18 protein-coding genes are annotated in these 16532 nt (G+C 67.3%); 13 read left to right on the forward strand and 5 right to left on the reverse strand.

Annotation, left to right across the window (positions count from 1 at the left end):
• Positions 1–2: 2 nt before the first annotated feature.
• The 3 genes from ACSDHM_RS03085 (at position 3) to ACSDHM_RS03095 (ending at position 1432) form a co-directional block, all read left to right on the forward strand.
• Positions 3–323 carry a YbaB/EbfC family nucleoid-associated protein gene (locus ACSDHM_RS03085; RefSeq protein WP_019659509.1) on the forward strand — a complete coding sequence of 107 codons (321 nt, stop codon included), beginning with the start codon at positions 3–5 and terminating at the stop codon, positions 321–323.
• 82 nt (positions 324–405) lie between these two features.
• Positions 406–1005, forward strand: a complete 600-nt coding sequence (recR, locus tag ACSDHM_RS03090) for a recombination mediator RecR (RefSeq protein WP_005415496.1) — start codon at positions 406–408, stop codon at positions 1003–1005.
• A 67-nt stretch (positions 1006–1072) separates the two neighbouring features.
• Positions 1073–1432: a histidine triad nucleotide-binding protein gene (locus tag ACSDHM_RS03095; RefSeq protein ID WP_005415497.1), complete on the forward strand. Its 360-nt coding sequence runs from the start codon at positions 1073–1075 to the stop codon at positions 1430–1432.
• A 76-nt stretch (positions 1433–1508) separates the two neighbouring features.
• On the opposite strand, the gene ACSDHM_RS03100 is transcribed toward ACSDHM_RS03095, so the two are convergent.
• The 4 genes from ACSDHM_RS03100 to ACSDHM_RS03115 are packed head-to-tail and all read right to left on the reverse strand — an operon-like array spanning position 1509 to position 5875.
• Positions 1509–2036 (reverse strand): Slp family lipoprotein, encoded by a 528-nt coding sequence (locus tag ACSDHM_RS03100; protein ID WP_005415498.1) that lies wholly within the window; start codon positions 2034–2036, stop codon positions 1509–1511.
• The gene (locus ACSDHM_RS03105; RefSeq protein WP_353761530.1) at positions 2033–3982 is read right to left on the reverse strand and encodes a transglutaminase TgpA family protein; all 1950 of its coding nucleotides are present in this window, start codon (positions 3980–3982) and stop codon (positions 2033–2035) included. Before ACSDHM_RS03105 ends, ACSDHM_RS03100 begins: the two co-directional genes overlap by 4 nt.
• Positions 3975–4898, reverse strand: a complete 924-nt coding sequence (locus ACSDHM_RS03110) for a DUF58 domain-containing protein (protein WP_061480523.1) — start codon at positions 4896–4898, stop codon at positions 3975–3977. Before ACSDHM_RS03110 ends, ACSDHM_RS03105 begins: the two co-directional genes overlap by 8 nt.
• A 23-nt stretch (positions 4899–4921) precedes the next feature.
• A complete protein-coding gene (locus ACSDHM_RS03115; protein ID WP_072168236.1) occupies positions 4922–5875 on the reverse strand; it encodes an AAA family ATPase in 954 nt (317 codons plus the stop codon).
• Positions 5876–5917: 42 nt separating this feature from the next.
• On the opposite strand from ACSDHM_RS03115, the gene ACSDHM_RS03120 reads away from it, so the two are divergent.
• The gene (locus ACSDHM_RS03120) at positions 5918–7753 is read left to right on the forward strand and encodes a glycosyltransferase family 39 protein (RefSeq protein WP_072168235.1); all 1836 of its coding nucleotides are present in this window, start codon (positions 5918–5920) and stop codon (positions 7751–7753) included.
• 102 nt (positions 7754–7855) lie between these two features.
• Here ACSDHM_RS03120 and ACSDHM_RS03125 read toward each other — a convergent pair whose 3' ends face one another.
• Positions 7856–8425, reverse strand: a complete 570-nt coding sequence (locus tag ACSDHM_RS03125; RefSeq protein WP_072168234.1) for a Maf family protein — start codon at positions 8423–8425, stop codon at positions 7856–7858.
• Between the two features lie 113 nt (positions 8426–8538).
• Between ACSDHM_RS03125 and ACSDHM_RS03130 the strand changes: the two genes are divergently transcribed.
• The 9 genes from ACSDHM_RS03130 (at position 8539) to ACSDHM_RS03170 (ending at position 16456) form a co-directional block, all read left to right on the forward strand.
• Complete coding sequence (locus ACSDHM_RS03130; protein WP_049404889.1) at positions 8539–9048, forward strand: YceD family protein; 510 nt, start codon at positions 8539–8541, stop codon at positions 9046–9048.
• A gap of 107 nt (positions 9049–9155) precedes the next feature.
• Positions 9156–9350 (forward strand): 50S ribosomal protein L32, encoded by a 195-nt coding sequence (rpmF, locus tag ACSDHM_RS03135; protein WP_005408308.1) that lies wholly within the window; start codon positions 9156–9158, stop codon positions 9348–9350.
• Positions 9351–9441: 91 nt separating this feature from the next.
• Entirely contained in the window at positions 9442–10419 is a 978-nt protein-coding gene (locus tag ACSDHM_RS03140; protein WP_439426647.1) for a beta-ketoacyl-ACP synthase III, read from the forward strand.
• Positions 10420–10495: 76 nt separating this feature from the next.
• A complete protein-coding gene (locus ACSDHM_RS03145) occupies positions 10496–11278 on the forward strand; it encodes a serine/threonine protein phosphatase (protein ID WP_072168233.1) in 783 nt (260 codons plus the stop codon).
• A 147-nt stretch (positions 11279–11425) separates the two neighbouring features.
• On the forward strand, positions 11426–12370 hold the full coding sequence (gene fabD / locus ACSDHM_RS03150) for an ACP S-malonyltransferase (protein WP_005415507.1): 945 nt from the start codon (positions 11426–11428) through the stop codon (positions 12368–12370).
• Between the two features lie 81 nt (positions 12371–12451).
• Positions 12452–13195: a 3-oxoacyl-ACP reductase FabG gene (gene fabG, locus ACSDHM_RS03155; protein WP_005408312.1), complete on the forward strand. Its 744-nt coding sequence runs from the start codon at positions 12452–12454 to the stop codon at positions 13193–13195.
• 152 nt (positions 13196–13347) lie between these two features.
• On the forward strand, positions 13348–13587 hold the full coding sequence (gene acpP, locus ACSDHM_RS03160) for an acyl carrier protein (protein ID WP_061480516.1): 240 nt from the start codon (positions 13348–13350) through the stop codon (positions 13585–13587).
• Positions 13588–13727: 140 nt separating this feature from the next.
• Positions 13728–14990 (forward strand): beta-ketoacyl-ACP synthase II, encoded by a 1263-nt coding sequence (gene fabF, locus ACSDHM_RS03165; RefSeq protein WP_061480515.1) that lies wholly within the window; start codon positions 13728–13730, stop codon positions 14988–14990.
• 101 nt (positions 14991–15091) lie between these two features.
• Positions 15092–16456, forward strand: a complete 1365-nt coding sequence (locus ACSDHM_RS03170) for an aminodeoxychorismate synthase component I (RefSeq protein ID WP_072168231.1) — start codon at positions 15092–15094, stop codon at positions 16454–16456.
• The last annotated feature ends 76 nt before the right edge of the window (positions 16457–16532 follow it).

Below are 16532 nucleotides of genomic sequence, written 5' to 3' on the forward strand. Positions count from 1 at the left end.
CTATGCGCGGCAATATCGCCCAACTGATGCAGCAGGCCCAGAAGATGCAGGAAAACCTGCAGAAGGCCCAGGAAGAAATCGCCAGGATCGAAGTGACCGGCAGTGCCGGCGGCGGCATGGTCAGCGTGACCCTGACCGGCGCCAAGGAATGCCGCAAGGTGCGCATCGACCCGTCGCTGACCAGCGACCCGGAGATGCTGGAAGACCTGATCGCCGCCGCCTTCAATGATGCCTCGAACAAGATCGATGCCGAGTCGAAGTCGAAGATGGGTTCGGCCACCGCCGGCATGCAGCTGCCGCCGGGCATGAAGCTGCCGTTCTGATTGCCAGCGTGGCATCCGTGCAAGCGGGTGCCACAGAATCTGTAGCCGTCGAGCTCGCTCGGCGCCATCAAAGCATGCCGCCGTGTCCGCACCCCTGCTTGAACAACTGATCGACGCACTGCGGGTGCTGCCTGGCGTAGGCCAGAAGACGGCGCAGCGCATGGCCTACCACCTGCTCGAGCGCGAGCGCGAAGGCGGCCAGCGCCTGGCCGAAACGCTGGCCTTGGCGGTGGAGCGTATCGGCCACTGCGCGCAGTGCCGCGACTTCAGCGAAACCGAGCTGTGCCCGACCTGTGCCAACAGCAGCCGCGAGCGCAGCCAGCTGTGCGTGGTCGAATCGCCGGCCGATCGTCTCGCGATCGAGAACGCGACGGGTTTTCGCGGTGTCTACTTCGTGCTGCAGGGCCGGCTGTCGCCGCTCGATGGCGTCGGCCCGCGCGAGCTGGGCCTGGAGCAGCTGGAGCAGCGGCTGGCCGAAGGTGAGGTACAGGAGCTGATCATCGCCACCAGTGCCACCGTCGAAGGCGAAGCCACCGCGCATTACCTTGCGCAGCTGGCGCGCGCGCGCAAGGTGCAGCCCAGCCGGCTGGCACAGGGCCTGCCGCTTGGCGGCGAGCTTGAATACGTTGACCGCGGCACGCTGTCGCACGCGTTCGGGACGCGCAGCGAATTCCGCGATTGAGTACCACCCGGGCATCACCCGGCGCGGCCGGCCTACAATGCGGAAGACACTCCCGCCGAGGCCGACCATGAGCAACGAAACCCTCTTCAGCAAGATCATCCGTCGCGAGATCCCGGCCACCATCGTCTATGAGGATGACGAGGTGCTGGGCTTCAAGGACATCGCACCGCAGGCGCCGGTGCACGTACTGTTCATTCCGAAGAACGAGATCATCCCGACCCTGGACGACCTGCAGCCGTCGCAGGCGCACCTGGTCGGCAAGCTGGCCCTGGCCGCTGCCGAATACGCGCGCCGCGAGGGTTTCGCGCAGGACGGCTACCGCATTGTGATGAACTGCCGCGAACATGCCGGGCAGACCGTGTTCCACATCCACATGCACCTGCTGGCCGGCGCGCCGCTGGGGCATTTCGGTACGCCGGGGCGCTGAAGCCCTGTCCACGCATGCGTGGATGAAAAAGGCCGCCCGAAGGCGGCCTTTTCCGATCATGCGGGCTGGGGGGCGATCACCACCAGCCCCAACGGCCGTAGCCACCCCAGTACGGGCCCCACGGACCCGGACCCCACGGACCATAGGGGTAGGGCACCACATCGACCTGGCGCTGTTCCGGCCACAGGTAGATCACATCGGCCGACAGCTTCGGCAGGCGGTAGTCGTAGTCCCCGATGCGGGTGTTCTGGTAGCCGTCGATCTTGCCGATGAAGGTCACGTCACGCCCGGCTTCAAACACGGCCGGGTCGTAGAAACCGGCGCGGCAGGCAATGAAGCGGCCGTCGCTGGCGTCGGACGAGGTGGTGTTCGGGCGGCCACTGGCGTTGAGCGGGCGCGAGATCATCTGGAAGCAGGTCTCGCCCTGGCCGGGCTTGGTCTCGATGATGCGGCCGCCCCATCGGACCGGCGTGCCGACCTGCTGGGTGGCGACCGAGTCGCGCGGGGAAACCAGGCTGAACTGTCCCTGCAGCGGCTTGGGGGCCGTGGCGCAGGCCGACAGGGCCAGCGTGGCCACAGCGGTGAGGAGGAACTTGGTGTTCATGGGGAGGCTCCGGAAGTCGGGCGATGCCTGCGCAGGTCCCGCAATAATGAAGCGAGGTCGGTGCAAGTTCCAGCGTAGCGCGCGTCGGCGAAACGCTGGCTGAGCGCGAGCAGGGTCGGGTCGGGTCGCTGCCGGTGAACCCGCTGTGCCCAGTCCTGTGCGGTTTCGTGCGGTTCGCGGGCCAGGCCAAGGCGCGCATACCGCCGCCCGAGCCGGTGCCAGGCGCGCAGCAGCGGGTCGCGCTCGCGCTCGCCGCGGGCCAGCAGCCAGGCCATCCACGCCAGTGCCAGCAGGGCGGCGACCACGAATCCGGTCACCAGCTGCGCCGGCCCGAGGTCATCCAGCCCGAACGGCTTGAGCAGTTGCTGCTGGCGGCGTGCATCGAAGGACAGCACCAGGTCGTTCCAGCCGCGGCGCAGCCAGTCACCCATCTGCCCCAGCTGCAGCCAGCGCTGTTGCAGTGGGGTATCGGTGCCGGCCTGCAGGCGGTCGTCCAGGGTGTCCAGGATGCGTTCGGGTGCCACGGCGGCAGTCGGGTCGACCCGCACCCAGCCGCGTTGCGGCAGCCAGACTTCGGCCCAGGCGTGGGCATCCATGCGACGCACCACCCAGTAGTCGCCGATGCGGTTGCGGGTACCGCCTGCGAAGCCGGTCACCACCCGGGCCGGAATGCCGGCATTGCGCATCAGCACTACGAAGGCCGAACTGAAGTGCTGGCAGAAGCCGGCCTTGTAGTTGAACAGGAAATCGTCGACCGGATCGCGCCCCGCCACCGGTGTATCCAGCGTGTAGGAGAAGTCGCGGGTGATCCATTGCAGCGCACGGCGGACGATGGCCTCGTCATCGCTGCCGGCCTCCTGCCGCCATTGCCGCGCGAGCTGGGCGGTGCGCGGATTGAAGCCCGGCGGAAGCTGCAGCGCCGCGCGGCGCAGGTAGGGCGACAGATCGGTGTCGAACCGTTGCGGCGGCGCCGAATGCAACCGCCAGCGGCTGAGCGCGGACAGCGTGCGGTCGCTGCGCAGGCTCATGTCGGCATCGAAGCTGCTGCCCTCCGGTGCGCGGCTGGGCAGGTCCAGTGCCACCAGCAGGCGACGGTCGGTGGGCTCGTAGTCGATCTGGTAGTCCCAACCCTGTGCGGCGGTTTCGACTACCGGTGCGGGGCGCCCGGCCGTCGCGCGATCGCGGCTCCAGCGGTGGCCGTCGAACGACGTCAGCACCGGGCCGCGCCAATAGCGCTGCGCAGGCTCGGGCACCGCGCCGAAAAACTGCACGCGCAACGCCGGGGTGTCGTCGGCCATCAGGTCCAGCCACTGGTCCGGCGCCATGCTGTCAGCCAGGCCCGGTGTGCCCACCGCTCGCTCGGGTACGCCCCACAGCGGCGTGGACAAGCGCGGGAACAGCCAGAAGCAGGCCAGCGCGAGTGGCAGGCCGATCCCCAGCAGGCGGCCGACGCCACGCAGTTGTCCGCGCAGCGGCAGGCGAGGGCTGTGGCCCTCGTCCAGGGCCAGGCGTTGCAGGGCCAGCAGTGCGGCAACTGCGGCCAGCGCTGCCAGCCCGGTGGTCAGCGGCCCCTGGTCGAGCAGGAAGGCCGCGAACGGCGAGAACAACGCGAAGCCCAGCAGGCTGCGCGCATCGCGCAGGTTGCGCAGCTCGCTGGACTTGATCGCCAGCATCGCTGCCAGCAATGCGCAGCCGGTATCGCGGCCCGGCCGCACCATGCCCATCTGCCAGACGATGGCGGCAAGCATGGCCAGCACCAGCAACAGGCGGACCGGCATCGGCAGCAGCCGCCGCCATGAAAGCGCAGCGGTCAGCACGGCGGCGATCGCGATCACGCTGGCCAGCACCGGCGGCAGCTGCAGCAGCAGTGGCAGCAGCGCCAGCGCTGCGCTGGCCAGGGTCCAGCTGCGGGCGTTGCGGTCGAGCAGGACGGCAGGCTCAGTCATGGGGCATCAATGCCAGTGCGCGCAGGCACAGGTGGTGGTGGCTGGCACCCTGGCCGGGCCCCAACGGCGGATGGGCCGGAAGCAGCAGCGTATAGCGACGGCCTTCGCGTTCGGCCATGTCGACCCAGCGTGCCAGGCGTGCGATGCGCGCTTCATGGCCCAGCGCTGCCAGCGTGCGCCAATCCAGCACCACTTCGATGCCGATCGGCTTCTCGTACTCGCGTACCAGCAGGCTGTCGCGGCGCGCCGAGTGTTTCCAGGCAATGCTGCGCGGAGCATCGCCGGCACGATAGGGGCGCAGCTGATGCAGCTCTTCGCCCGTGGCGTGGGCGCGGGTGTGCAGGGGATCGCTGCCACTTTCAGGGAGGGGCGGTGCCTGGGCCTCGGCCAGCGGGTAGACCAGCAGCGGTTGCTCCGGCCACACCCACGACCATGCCCGCACCAGTCCCAGCGGCTGCGTGCTCGACAGGCGGATGCGGGGCAGTTCCAGCCAGCCGCGGCGCTCGCTGGGAACATCCAGCTCCACTTCGCCGCGACCGTGTGCAGGCAGTGCGACCCAGGCCTCGCTTGCGCCCAGCTGCAGGTGCAGCCCGTGGCGCGCGCGCGGGTCGCGCAACGAAAGGTCCACGCGCAGGCGCAGGGGATGCCCGGCCGGTACTGGTTCGGCGGAGATTGCATCGATCTGTATGCCGGACAGTTGCAGGTGCGCGGCGATGGCGCTGGCGATCGCTGCCGCGGCCAGCAGCAGCGCCAGCAGCAGGGCCGGGTTGTTGTTGTAGTTCAATGCGCCCAGCAGCATCGCCGACAGCAGGGTGGCGACGAACAGGCCGAAGCGTGTCGGTAGCACGTAGATGCGATGACGGTCCAGTCGCTGCGGCAGGGCTTCGGGCCTGCGGGGGCGTGCCAGCAGCTGCATGCGTGCCCAGCGTGTGGCCACCTTCAGTCCACCGCGACGGTCTGCAGGATCGCCCGCGCCAGCGCCGGCCCGGAGCTGGATTCGGCTTCGGCCACCAGGCGATGGCCGGCCACCGCCACGAACAGGGTCTGCACGTCTTCGGGCATCACATGCCCGCGGCCGAGCAGCAGCGCATGTGCCCTGGCGGCACGCAGCAGGGCCAGTCCCGCGCGCGGTGACAGGCCTACGCGCACGCCGGCATGGTGTCGGCTGCGGGTCAGCAGCGCCTGCACATAGTCGATCAGCGCGTCGCTGGCATGCACCTGGCCAACCGCTTCACGCAATGCACGCACCTGGGTGTCGTCCAGCTTTGGCACCGCGCGTGCGATCAGGTCGCGGCGATCACTGCCGCGCAGCAGCTCGCGCTCGGCCTGCGCGCTGGGGTAGCCCATCGCCAGCCGCAGCAGGAAACGATCCAGCTGCGAATCCGGCAACGGGAAGGTGCCGGACAGGTCGACCGGGTTCTGCGTGGCGATCACGAAGAACGGGTCGGGCAGTGGATGTGTCTGTCCATCCAGTGTGACCTGCTGCTCGGCCATCGCTTCCAGCAGCGCACTCTGTGTCCGCGGCGGTGCACGGTTGATCTCATCGGCCAGCAGCACGTGGGTGAACACTGGGCCGGGATGGAACTGGAACTGGCGGCTGCCGGCCTCGTACACCGAAACGCCAAGTACGTCCGCCGGCAACAGGTCGGAGGTGAACTGCACGCGCTGGAAGCTGAGACCGAGGCTGCTGGCCAATGCGTGCGCCAACGTGGTCTTGCCCAGCCCGGGCAGATCCTCGATGAGCAGGTGGCCGCCAGAAAGCAGGGCGACAAAGGCCAGCCTGACTTCCGGCACCTTGCCCAGCACCAGTGCGTTCACCTGATCCTGTGCCTCCCGCAGGGCCTGGCGCAGTTGATCGGTTAGCATGCTGGGATTGGGGGACGAGGCTGGCATGATCGTCTCAGGTCTGGAATCCATTCGATTATCCATAGAGCAATGCAAGGCGAACAGCGCGCGCGGGCGATTTTTCTCTGGTTGTGGACGCTGATCACAGCGGCCAAGCTGGTGGTGGCCGCGCGCCTGCCGCTGTTCGTCGATGAGGCGTTCTATTGGCAGGAAGGCCAGCACCTGGCCGCTGCCTATTCCGACCTGCCGGGGCTGACCGCCTGGCTTGCACGCCTGGGCGTGGAGATCGGTGGCCATCACGTACTCGCATTGCGCCTGCCGTTCCTGGCCATCGGCGCGCTGCTGCCGATGCTGGTGGTGCGCATCGCCACGCGCTGGTTTGGCAACGTGGCCGGGTGGCAGGCGGGCAGCCTGACCCTGCTGATGCCGTTGTCGGCCACGCTGGGCCTGCTGGCCGTGCCGGACGTACCGATGGCGCTGGCGGCGGTGATCTGCCTGCACGCCGGCGCGCGCCTGCTGCACAGCGTGGATGCGTCCTCGGCGATGAAGCTGGCGCTGGGCCTGCTGATCGGTGCGCTCAGCCACTACCGTTTCATTGGTGTCATCGGTGTCGGCTTCATTGCGCTGCTGGCGTTGCCGCAGGGCCGTCGCATGCTGGCCGATCCGCGCGTATGGGTGGCGCTGGCGGTGGGCGTGCTGGCCTGGCTGCCGTTGCTGGCGTGGAATGCCGACAACCACGATGCCGGCCTGAAGTTCCAGGTGGTCGAGCGCCACCCGTGGGCGTTCGAGTGGGAGGGGCTGTGGTTCCTGGTGATCCAGCCGATGCTGGTGACGCCGATCCTGTGCATCGCGATGTGGAAGGTCGCCCTGGCGGGTACCCGCAGTGGCGGTGGGGCGCGGGTGCAGTGGCGCTATTTCGGCCTGGTGGGCGGGGTGTCGACGCTGGGCATCTTCCTGCTGGGCTTCTTCACCGATGTCGAGCGGATCAGTTTCCACTGGCCCTTGCCAGGCTACCTGGCGTTGCTGGTGGCCGTGCCGGTGGTCCTCAACGGTTGGCCGCGCTGGTTGCGCCGTACCGGCTGGTGGCTGGCCGCTGCAGGTACCGTGCTGGCGTTCGGCTACTACCTGATGGCGTCCACGCCGGCACTGCGCGAGCAGATGGCCGGCAGCAAGTACTACCCGCGCAACTTTGCCGGCTGGCAGCCGCTGGCCGTGGCGGTGCGTGACGAACTGCGGCAGATGCCACCGGGTACGCGTGTCCTGGCGGGCAACTTCAAGGTCGGTGCCGAACTGGGCTTCCAGCTGGGCAATGGCGATATCGAGGTGTTGCCACATCCGCTCAACGACAAGCATGGGCGCACCGCACAGCTGGCGCAGTGGGACCTGCTGCACGAAGGCCCGCGCAGTGTGCCGATGCTGCTGGTGCTGTCACCCAGTGACCAGCGCTACCGCGATCTGCTGGCGCGCTATCACACCCTCTGCGAGCAGGTGGGGCCGCTGCCTGCGCCGCGGGTGGTCAGCAGCGATCATGGCTTCCAGCGGTTCCTGCTGTTCCGGCTGCCGGCCAAGCGTGCACAGGGGCCTTGCATAACACCCGCGATGGCCTGGCTGGATGCGCCGTCCAACGGTGAGAAGGTCTCCGGAACGCTCGCCATCAAGGGCTGGGCATTCAAGGATGGGGTCGGGCTGGCGCGGGTTGAAGTGCTGGTTGATGGCCGCTCGATCGGTGACGCGCGTTACGGGCGCGTGTTCGACGTTCGCCCCGCCTGGCCGGACAGTACCGATCCGCAGCATCCGGCGGTGGGCTTCGACGCGTCGCTGGACACCACCACGCTGGCGCCGGGCCGGCACTGGCTCGGCCTGCGCCTGCACGGGCGCGATGGCAGCGTGGAGGCGTGGCAGGAGCAACCGTTCGAGGTTCGTTGAGGTCCTCTGGTCCTGTGGAGCCGAGCCGATGCTCGGCTGCTTCCGAGTCAGATGGCAGGCAGCCTCGAAAAAAGCAGCCGAGCATGGGCTCGGCTCTACCGTTCACGGCACCGCAAATCCGGCCCTGCGCAGCAGGCCGCACAGCGCGATCAGTGGCAGGCCGACCAGCGCGGTCGGGTCGCGGTTGTCGATCGCCTCGAACAGGCTGATGCCCAGGCCCTCGCACTTGAAGCTGCCGGCGCAGTCCAGGGGTTGCTCGGTGGCGACGTAGCGGGCGATCTCCTGCGAATCCAGCGCGCGGAAGCGTACTTCGGTCAGATCCAGGGCGGCGAGGGATTCTCCATCCCGCCTGAGACTGATTGCCGTGTGAAAGCGTACCGTCTGCCCGGACATCGCCACCAGCTGCGCACAGGCCGCCTCGACCGTGCCCGGCTTGCCCAGCGGCTGGCCGTTCAGGTCGGCGACCTGGTCCGAGCCGATCACCCAGGCACCCGGATGGCGCGTGGCGACATCGGCCGCCTTGGCGGCGGCCAGGCGCGTGGCCAGGGCCATCGGGCCCTCGCCGTTCAACGGTGTTTCATCCACCTCCGGGCGTGCGCAGTCGAAGGGCAGGCCCAGCCGTTGCAGCAGTTCGCGACGGTAGCGGGAGGTGGAGGCCAGGACCAGTGACATGCGAGAATACCGAGGCAGGGCGCGGCAGTCTGGCCCGCCGGCAACGCCAGCAGCAAGTCCTGTATGGCGGGCATTTGACAGCGGGCGGTGCGATCCTTAGTATTCAGCGGCTTATGTCCGCGAACGTGCCCGAAACGCTGGATGCCTGGCGGATGGTTGTAGCGCGAAGGCGCTTCGACGGTCAGGTCTCCCTGGCTGAATTGACCCGCCTGCAGGGGTTGGTCGCAGATACCGACGGCGAGTGTGTCTACTCGCTTGAATTCGGTCGCGACGACGTCTTGCGGGTATCCTATGTGGAACTGACCATCGACACCGCGTTGCCGCTGACCTGTCAGCGCAGCATGCAGCGATTCCTGTTGCCGGTGAAGGTGACCCAGAGGCTTGGTCTGATCCGCGACGAGGACGAGGAATCGTCCCTGCCGGAGGAATACGAGGCGTTGCTGGTGCCGGAAGACGGCCAGCTGCGTCCGCTGGACCTGGTCGAGGACGAGCTGGTGCTGGCGGTGCCTGTGGTGCCGCTGTCGCCCGACGGTGAAGCAGTCGACAAGGACTGGGCACCGAGCGAAGAAGAAACAAAGAAGGCCAACCCGTTTGCGGCGTTGGCGGCATTGAAGAAACAATAGCAGCCGGTTGTCGTCGGCGGCTGCGGCGAAAGCGAAAAGTGTGCTGGGCGCTGGCGTCCTGTGCGACGAAACGACGAAGCAAAACGAACCGAGTTTGGAGCAATCCCATGGCTGTCCAGAAATCCCGTGTTACCCCGTCCCGCCGCGGCCAGCGCCGTTCGCATGACGCCCTGAGCGCCAAGCAGCTGTCGACCGACCCGACCACCGGCGAAGTGCACCTGCGTCACCACATCACTGCTGACGGTTTCTACCGCGGCAAGAAGGTCATCCAGACCAAGACCTCGGCCGTCGAAGAAGATTGATGTGCCGGGAAGGCCGCTGCCTCCGGGCAGCGGCCTTTGCCTTCTTTCCCGGGCGTGCCGGTGATCGGCGGCCCGCGCAACAGGAAACATGATGAGCAAGCGGATCTATTCGAGGATCGCGGGCACCGGTAGCTATTTGCCGGAGAAAGTCCTGACCAACGCCGACCTGGAAAAAATGGTCGAAACCTCGGATGAGTGGATCCAGTCGCGCACCGGAATTCGTGAACGGCACATCGCGGCCGAAGGCGAGACCACCAGCGACCTTGGCTACAACGCCGCCCTGCGCGCGCTTGAAGCCGCAGGCATCGATGCCTCGCAGCTCGACATGATCGTGGTCGGCACGACCACGCCTGACCTTATTTTCCCGTCCACCGCGTGCCTGATCCAGGCCAAGCTCGGTGTGGCCGGGTGCCCCGCCTTCGACGTCAACGCAGCCTGTTCCGGCTTCGTGTTCGCGCTGGGCGTGGCCGACAAATTCATCCGCTCCGGCGACTGCAAGCACGTGCTGGTGATCGGCACCGAAACGTTGACCCGCATGGTCGACTGGAACGATCGCACCACCTGCGTGCTGTTCGGTGATGGCGCCGGCGCCGTCGTGCTCAGGGCCGACGAAGAGACCGGCATCCTCAGCACCCACCTGCATGCCGATGGCAGCAAGAAGGAACTGCTGTGGAACCCGGTCGGCGTTTCGACCGGCTTCAAGGATGGCGCCAATGGTGGCGGCACCATCAACATGAAGGGCAACGACGTGTTCAAGTACGCCGTCAAGGCGCTGGACTCGGTCGTGGACGAGACCCTGGCCGCCAACGGCCTGGACAAGTCCGACCTGGATTGGCTGATCCCGCACCAGGCCAACCTGCGCATCATCGAAGCCACCGCCAAGCGCCTGGACATGTCGATGGACCAGGTCGTGGTGACCGTCGACAAGCACGGCAACACCTCGTCCGGTTCGGTGCCGCTGGCGCTGGACGCCGCCGTGCGTTCGGGCAGGGTCGAGCGCGGCCAGCTGCTGCTGCTGGAAGCCTTTGGTGGCGGCTTCACCTGGGGTTCGGCCCTGCTGCGCTATTGATAGTGCAAGTTACGACAATGTGAAGTCTTGTCGTTACGGCCCTTCGGGGCCGTAACGCGTTTAAGGAGGACCTGTCATGGTTGAGCCCATCGTCATCGAAGGGCAACGTGCCTGGCTGAAGCAGTACGGCAAGGGAAGCCGGGCGCTGGCCCTGGGCCTGCTCAATTTTGTTGCCCGTCGTTTCCATCTCGACGCCCTTCGTCCTCCTCCGCACCGTGGCGGCGACGCCGCGCGCGAAACCGAGGCCCGCCGCCTTGCAGAGCTGCAGGCCCAAGGCGTGAACGTGCCGAACGTGCTGGGCACCGGCCATGCCGCGCTGGTAATCGGCGACAACGGCAGCTCGTTCAATACCTGCCTGCGCGAAGCCGACGAAGCAGGTCGTGATCGGCTGGTGATGGCGGCGATGCAGGCCATTGCCCAAGCGCATGCGCGCGGCGCCTATTTTGGCCAGCCGCTGCCGCGCAATCTCACCTGGGATGGGCAGCAGGTCGGCTTCATCGATTTCGAGGAAGATCCGCTGGAAGTGATGGACCTGTCCGAAGCGCAGGCCCGCGACTGGCTGATGTTCGGCTATGGCGTGGCCAAGTACTACGCTGATCGCCCCGAACATCTGCAGGCGATGATGGCCGAGGCGATGGGCGAGGCCCAGGCGCCGGTGCGCGAGCACGTGCATGCGGTCAGTGGCCGCCTGCGCAGCCTGGCCAGGGTCTGCATGAAGCTGGGCCGCTCAGCGCGCGCGCTGGCCCATTCGATCTTCATCACCCACGGTGCCAGCACTGCTGGCGTGCTGATGCTGGTGGGCCTGTGCGTGGATTTCCTCGCCGACGGCGATCTGGACGTGCTGCAGCTGTTCTGCTGATCGTTGGCCGGGGTCAGATCCCATTTCCCGTGGAAAAGGGATCTGACCCTGTCATTGCTCCATACGCCTGCATACGCGCACGTACAGACGACACAGCGGATTCCCCCTTATCATGGCCCGCTTCGATTGCAACAAGCGGATGACCGCGTGACCGTATCCACCCTCGCTTTTGTCTTCCCCGGCCAGGGCTCGCAGTCTGTGGGCATGGTGGCCGAGCTGGCCGAACTGCATCCGCAGGTGCGTGAAGCCTTCACCGAGGCATCCGATGGTGCCGGCGTCGACCTGTGGGCGCTGTCCCAGGGCGGCCCGGAGGAAATGCTCAACCGTACCGAATACACCCAGCCGGCCCTGCTGGCCGCGAGTATCGGCGTGTGGCGTGCCTGGAACGCCGTGGGCGGTCCGCGCCCGTCGGTGCTGTCCGGCCACAGCCTGGGCGAGTACACCGCCCTGGTTGCCGCCGGCGCGCTGAGCCTGCATGACGGTGCGCACCTGGTGCGCCTGCGTGGCCAGCTGATGCAGGAAGCGGCGCCGGCCGGTGTCGGCGCCATGGCCGCCGTGCTCGGTGCCGAAGACCAGCTGGTGCTGGATGTCTGCGCCGAAGCCGCAGGCAGCCAGGTAGTGGTGCCGGCCAACTTCAATTCGCCGGGCCAGATCGTGATCGGTGGCGACGCCGATGCGGTCGACCGTGCGCTGGCATTGCTGGCCGAGAAGGGCGTGCGCAAGGCGGTCAAGCTGGCCGTCAGCGTGCCCTCGCACACCCCGTTGATGCGCGAAGCCGCCAACCGCCTGGCCGAAGTGATGGCCGGCCTGTCCTGGCAGGCGCCGCAGCTGCCGGTTGTGCAGAACGTCGATGCCCAGGTGCACGACGGCGTGGACGCCATCCGCACTGCGCTGGTCCAGCAGCTGTACCAGCCGGTGCAGTGGACCGGTTGCGTGCAGGCGTTGGCCGCCCGCGGCATCACCCAGATCGCCGAGTGCGGCCCAGGCAAGGTGCTGACCGGCCTGGTCAAGCGCATCGACAAGGCCATCGACGGCCGTCCGTTGGCCACGCCGGGCGACTTCGAAGCCGCCCGCGAGGCATGGTCGGCCTGACCTTCCCTGTTCCTGCCGACCGTACCGGTGGCCGCTGCAAGCGGCACGGTGCGGCGGCCGCTCCCGTCTGAGGAAAACATCATGAGCAAGCCCCTGCAGGGTGAAATCGCACTGGTCACCGGTGCCAGCCGTGGCATTGGCGCCGCCATCGCCGATCTGCTGGCCGCCCAGGGCGCCACCGTCATCGGCACCGCCACCACCGAATCCGGCGCCGCCGCGATCGGTGAGCGCCTGGCCGCCCACGGCGGTCACGGCCGCGCGCTGAACGTCACCGACGCCGCCGCGCTGGACAGCGTGCTCGATGGCATCGCCAAGGAATTCGGCCCGATCTCGATCCTGGTCAACAATGCCGGCATCACCCGCGACAACCTGCTGATGCGCATGAAGGACGAGGACTGGGCGTCGATCATCGACACCAACCTGACCAGCGTGTTCCGTACCAGCAAGGCGGTGATGCGCGGCATGATGAAGGCGCGCAAGGGCCGCATCATCAACATCGCATCGGTGGTGGGCGTGACCGGCAATGCCGGGCAGGCCAACTACGCGGCCGCCAAGGCCGGCATCATCGGCTTCAGCAAGTCGCTGGCCAAGGAAATCGGCTCGCGCGGCGTCACCGTCAATGTTGTCGCACCCGGCTTCATCGACACCGACATGACCAAGGCGTTGCCGGAAGAAGCGCGTACCGCGCTGATCAACGACATCGCCCTCGAACGCCTGGGTTCGCCGGAGGACATCGCCCATGCGGTGGCGTTCCTGGCCAGCCCGGCTGCCGGTTACATCACCGGCGAAACCCTCCATGTGAACGGCGGCATGTACATGCCGTAAGCAAGGGGCGCAGGGATTGCGCCGCAAGTGGTTGATCTGCGGAGGTTTTTGCTGCAATGCAAGGCCGCGCCGGTTTCCACTACACTATCCCACGGCCATCGCCCTTGATGGCGACCACTTTTGAACCACAACTCCATCTGGAGCGAGATCCCATGAGCACCATCGAAGAACGCGTCAAGAAAATCGTCGTCGAACAGCTTGGCGTCAAGGAAGATGAAGTCACCAACAGCGCATCGTTCGTCGATGACCTGGGCGCTGACTCGCTGGACACCGTCGAGCTGGTGATGGCCCTGGAAGAAGAATTCGAGTGCGAGATCCCGGACGAAGAAGCCGAGAAGATCAGCACCGTGCAGGCCGCCATCGACTACATCACGGCCCACGTCAAGGCCTGATGTCAGACGGCAGTGCGCGCGGGTCTCCGCTCGCCGCGCACCGCACCCCATGGGGCCGCAGTTGCGGCCCCGTGTGTTTGAGCATCACACCGAAGCAAACCGTGTTACCCGATTGAACCTTCGGGTCAGGAGAATCAGCAATGAAGCGTCGCGTCGTCGTAACCGGCCTGGGTATCGTCTCGCCGTTGGGCAATGATCTGGCCAGCAGCTGGGAAGGCATCACCCAGGGTCGTTCGGGCATCGGTCCGCTGACCAACGTTTCTGATGCCTACCTGGACCGGTTCACCACCAAGATTGCAGGTGAGGTCAAGGGCTTTGACATCACCGCCGACAACGAACTGTTCGGCAAGTACCGGGTCAGCGGCAAGGATGCCAAGAAGATGGACCCGTTCATCCATTATGGCCTCGGTGCCTCGTTCATGGCCCTGCACGACTCGGGCCTGGAGATCACCGACGCCAATGCCGAGCGCATCGGCGCCATTGTCGGCGCCGGCATTGGCGGCCTGCTCGGTATCGAAGAGCAGACCATCGAGTTCCATGAGGGCAAGAAGATCTCGCCCTTCTACGTGCCCAAGACCATCATCAACATGCTGCCGGGCCAGCTGAGCATCATCGCCGGCCTGAAGGGGCCGTCGTTCTCGGCGGTGTCGGCGTGCGCGACCTCGAACCATTCGATCGGCACCGCGATGCGTATGATCCAGTACGGCGACGCCGACGTGATGGTGGTGGGTGGTGCCGAACGTGGCTCGTCGCCGACCGCCGTGGGTGGCTTCTGCGCGATGAAGGCGATGAGCACCCGCAACGACGCCCCGGAACAGGCCTCGCGCCCGTGGGACAAGGACCGTGACGGCTTCGTGCTGGGCGACGGCGCCGGCATCCTGATCCTGGAAGAGTACGAGCACGCCAAGGCCCGTGGCGCGAAGATCTACTGCGAACTGGCCGGCTTCGGCGCCAGCTCCGACGCGTACCACATGACTGCGCCGAGCGAGAACGGCGAAGGTGCCGCGCGCTGCATGGTCATGGCGATGAAGGACGCCGGCGTGACCCCCGAACAGGTGGGTTACCTCAACGCGCATGGCACGTCCACGCCGCTGGGTGACCTGGGCGAGACCATGGCGATGAAGACCGCTTTCGGCGACCACGCCTACAAGATGATGGTCAGCTCCACCAAGTCGATGACCGGCCACCTGCTGGGCGCGGCCGGCGGCGTGGAAGCGATCTTCTCGGTGATGGCGCTGCAGGACAACGTCATTCCGCCGACCATCAACCTGCAGCAGCCGGGCGAAGGCTGCGACCTGGACTACGTGCCCAACGAAGCACGCCAGGCCAAGGTTGACGTGGTGATGTCCAATGGCTTCGGCTTCGGCGGCACCAACGGCACGCTGATCTTCAAGCGCGTCTGACCGGGTTGTAGCGTCGGGCCATGCTCGACTGAACGTGCATTACGCACGAGGAGGCCGCCGCAAGGCGGCTTCCGTGCATCTGAATCCCTGAACTGGCCATCATGACCCACGCACCGCTGATCCACCCGCTGCCGCACCCGATCGATCTGCTGGCCCTGCAGCAGCACGACCCGGCACGCTTCCCGCTGCTGATGGAATCCACCGCCTCGGGCACCGCCCAGGGCCGCTGGAGCCTGCTGCTGGCCGCGCAGGGCGATTGCCTGCGGCTGGATGCCGACGGCCAGGTGCGCGACCTGCAGGGTGCCGTGCAGCCCGGCACGTTCCTGCAGGCGCTGGATCGCGCCTGGCAGCACGAACGCCTGCCGCACGACGGCAGCCACAGCCTGCCGTTCCGCGGCGGCTGGGCGTTGATGCTGGACTACGAAGTGGCCAGCCAGATCGAACCGGTGCTGCCGGCGCGCGCGCGCGAGGACGGCCGCTCGACCGCGCTGGCGCTGCGCTGCCCGGCCGCCGTGCTGCATGACCATCACAACGACGCCAGTTTCATCATCGCCGAAGCCGGTGAGCAGGCCCTGCTGGAGGCGCTGGTGACCTTGGCGTCGCAGGCGCTGCCGGAGGCCGGGCAGGGCTGGCAGCCGCCGCAGTCGGTGGGCGAGGATGCGCCGCAGCGCTTCACCGACGGCGTGCGCCGGGTGATCGACTACCTGCGTGCCGGCGATGTGTTCCAGGTGAACCTGTCGCGGCGCTGGAGCGCGCAGTTCGCTGCGCCGGTCAGCCCGCAGGCGCTGTACGCGCAGCTGCGCCGTGCCAACCCGGCACCGTTCGCCGGCTTGTTCAGCGCGCACGGCCGCCACGTGGTCAGCTCCTCGCCGGAGCGGCTGGTGTCGGTGCATGCCGGCCACGCGCAGACGCGTCCGATTGCCGGCACGCGTCCGCGCTTCGAGGGCGACGATGATGCCGCGCGCATCCAGGAGCTGGTCGGCCACCCGAAGGAGCGTGCCGAGCACGTGATGCTGATCGACCTGGAACGCAATGACCTGGGCCGCATCTGCCTGCCCGGTACCGTGGTGGTCGATGAGCTGATGACCGTGGAGAGCTACGCGCATGTGCACCACATCGTCAGCAACGTCAGCGGCCACCTGCGTCCGGAGGTCACGCCCGGCGAGGTGATCGCCGCCACGTTCCCGGGCGGCACCATCACCGGCTGCCCCAAGGTGCGCTGCATGCAGATCATCAGCGAGCTGGAGCAGGTGCCGCGCGGTGCCTACACCGGCGCGTTCGGCTGGCTGAACCGCGATGGCGACCTGGACCTGAACATCCTGATCCGTACCGCCGAAGTGGATGGCCACGAGGTGAGCTTCCGCACCGGTGCCGGCATCGTGGTTGATTCGGACCCGGACAAGGAACTGGACGAGACCCGCGCGAAGGCCCGCGGCCTGCTGCGCGCGCTCGGCCAGCAGGGGTAGTGCCGGGCGCTGGCCGGCAACGCCATTCCCCCACGGTGGGTGCCGACCGTTGGTCGGCACGGAGTCCTCCATGGCC

Origin of the sequence: Stenotrophomonas sp. T8 (assembly GCF_051853085.1) — a bacterium.
Taxonomy (GTDB): domain Bacteria; phylum Pseudomonadota; class Gammaproteobacteria; order Xanthomonadales; family Xanthomonadaceae; genus Stenotrophomonas; species Stenotrophomonas sepilia.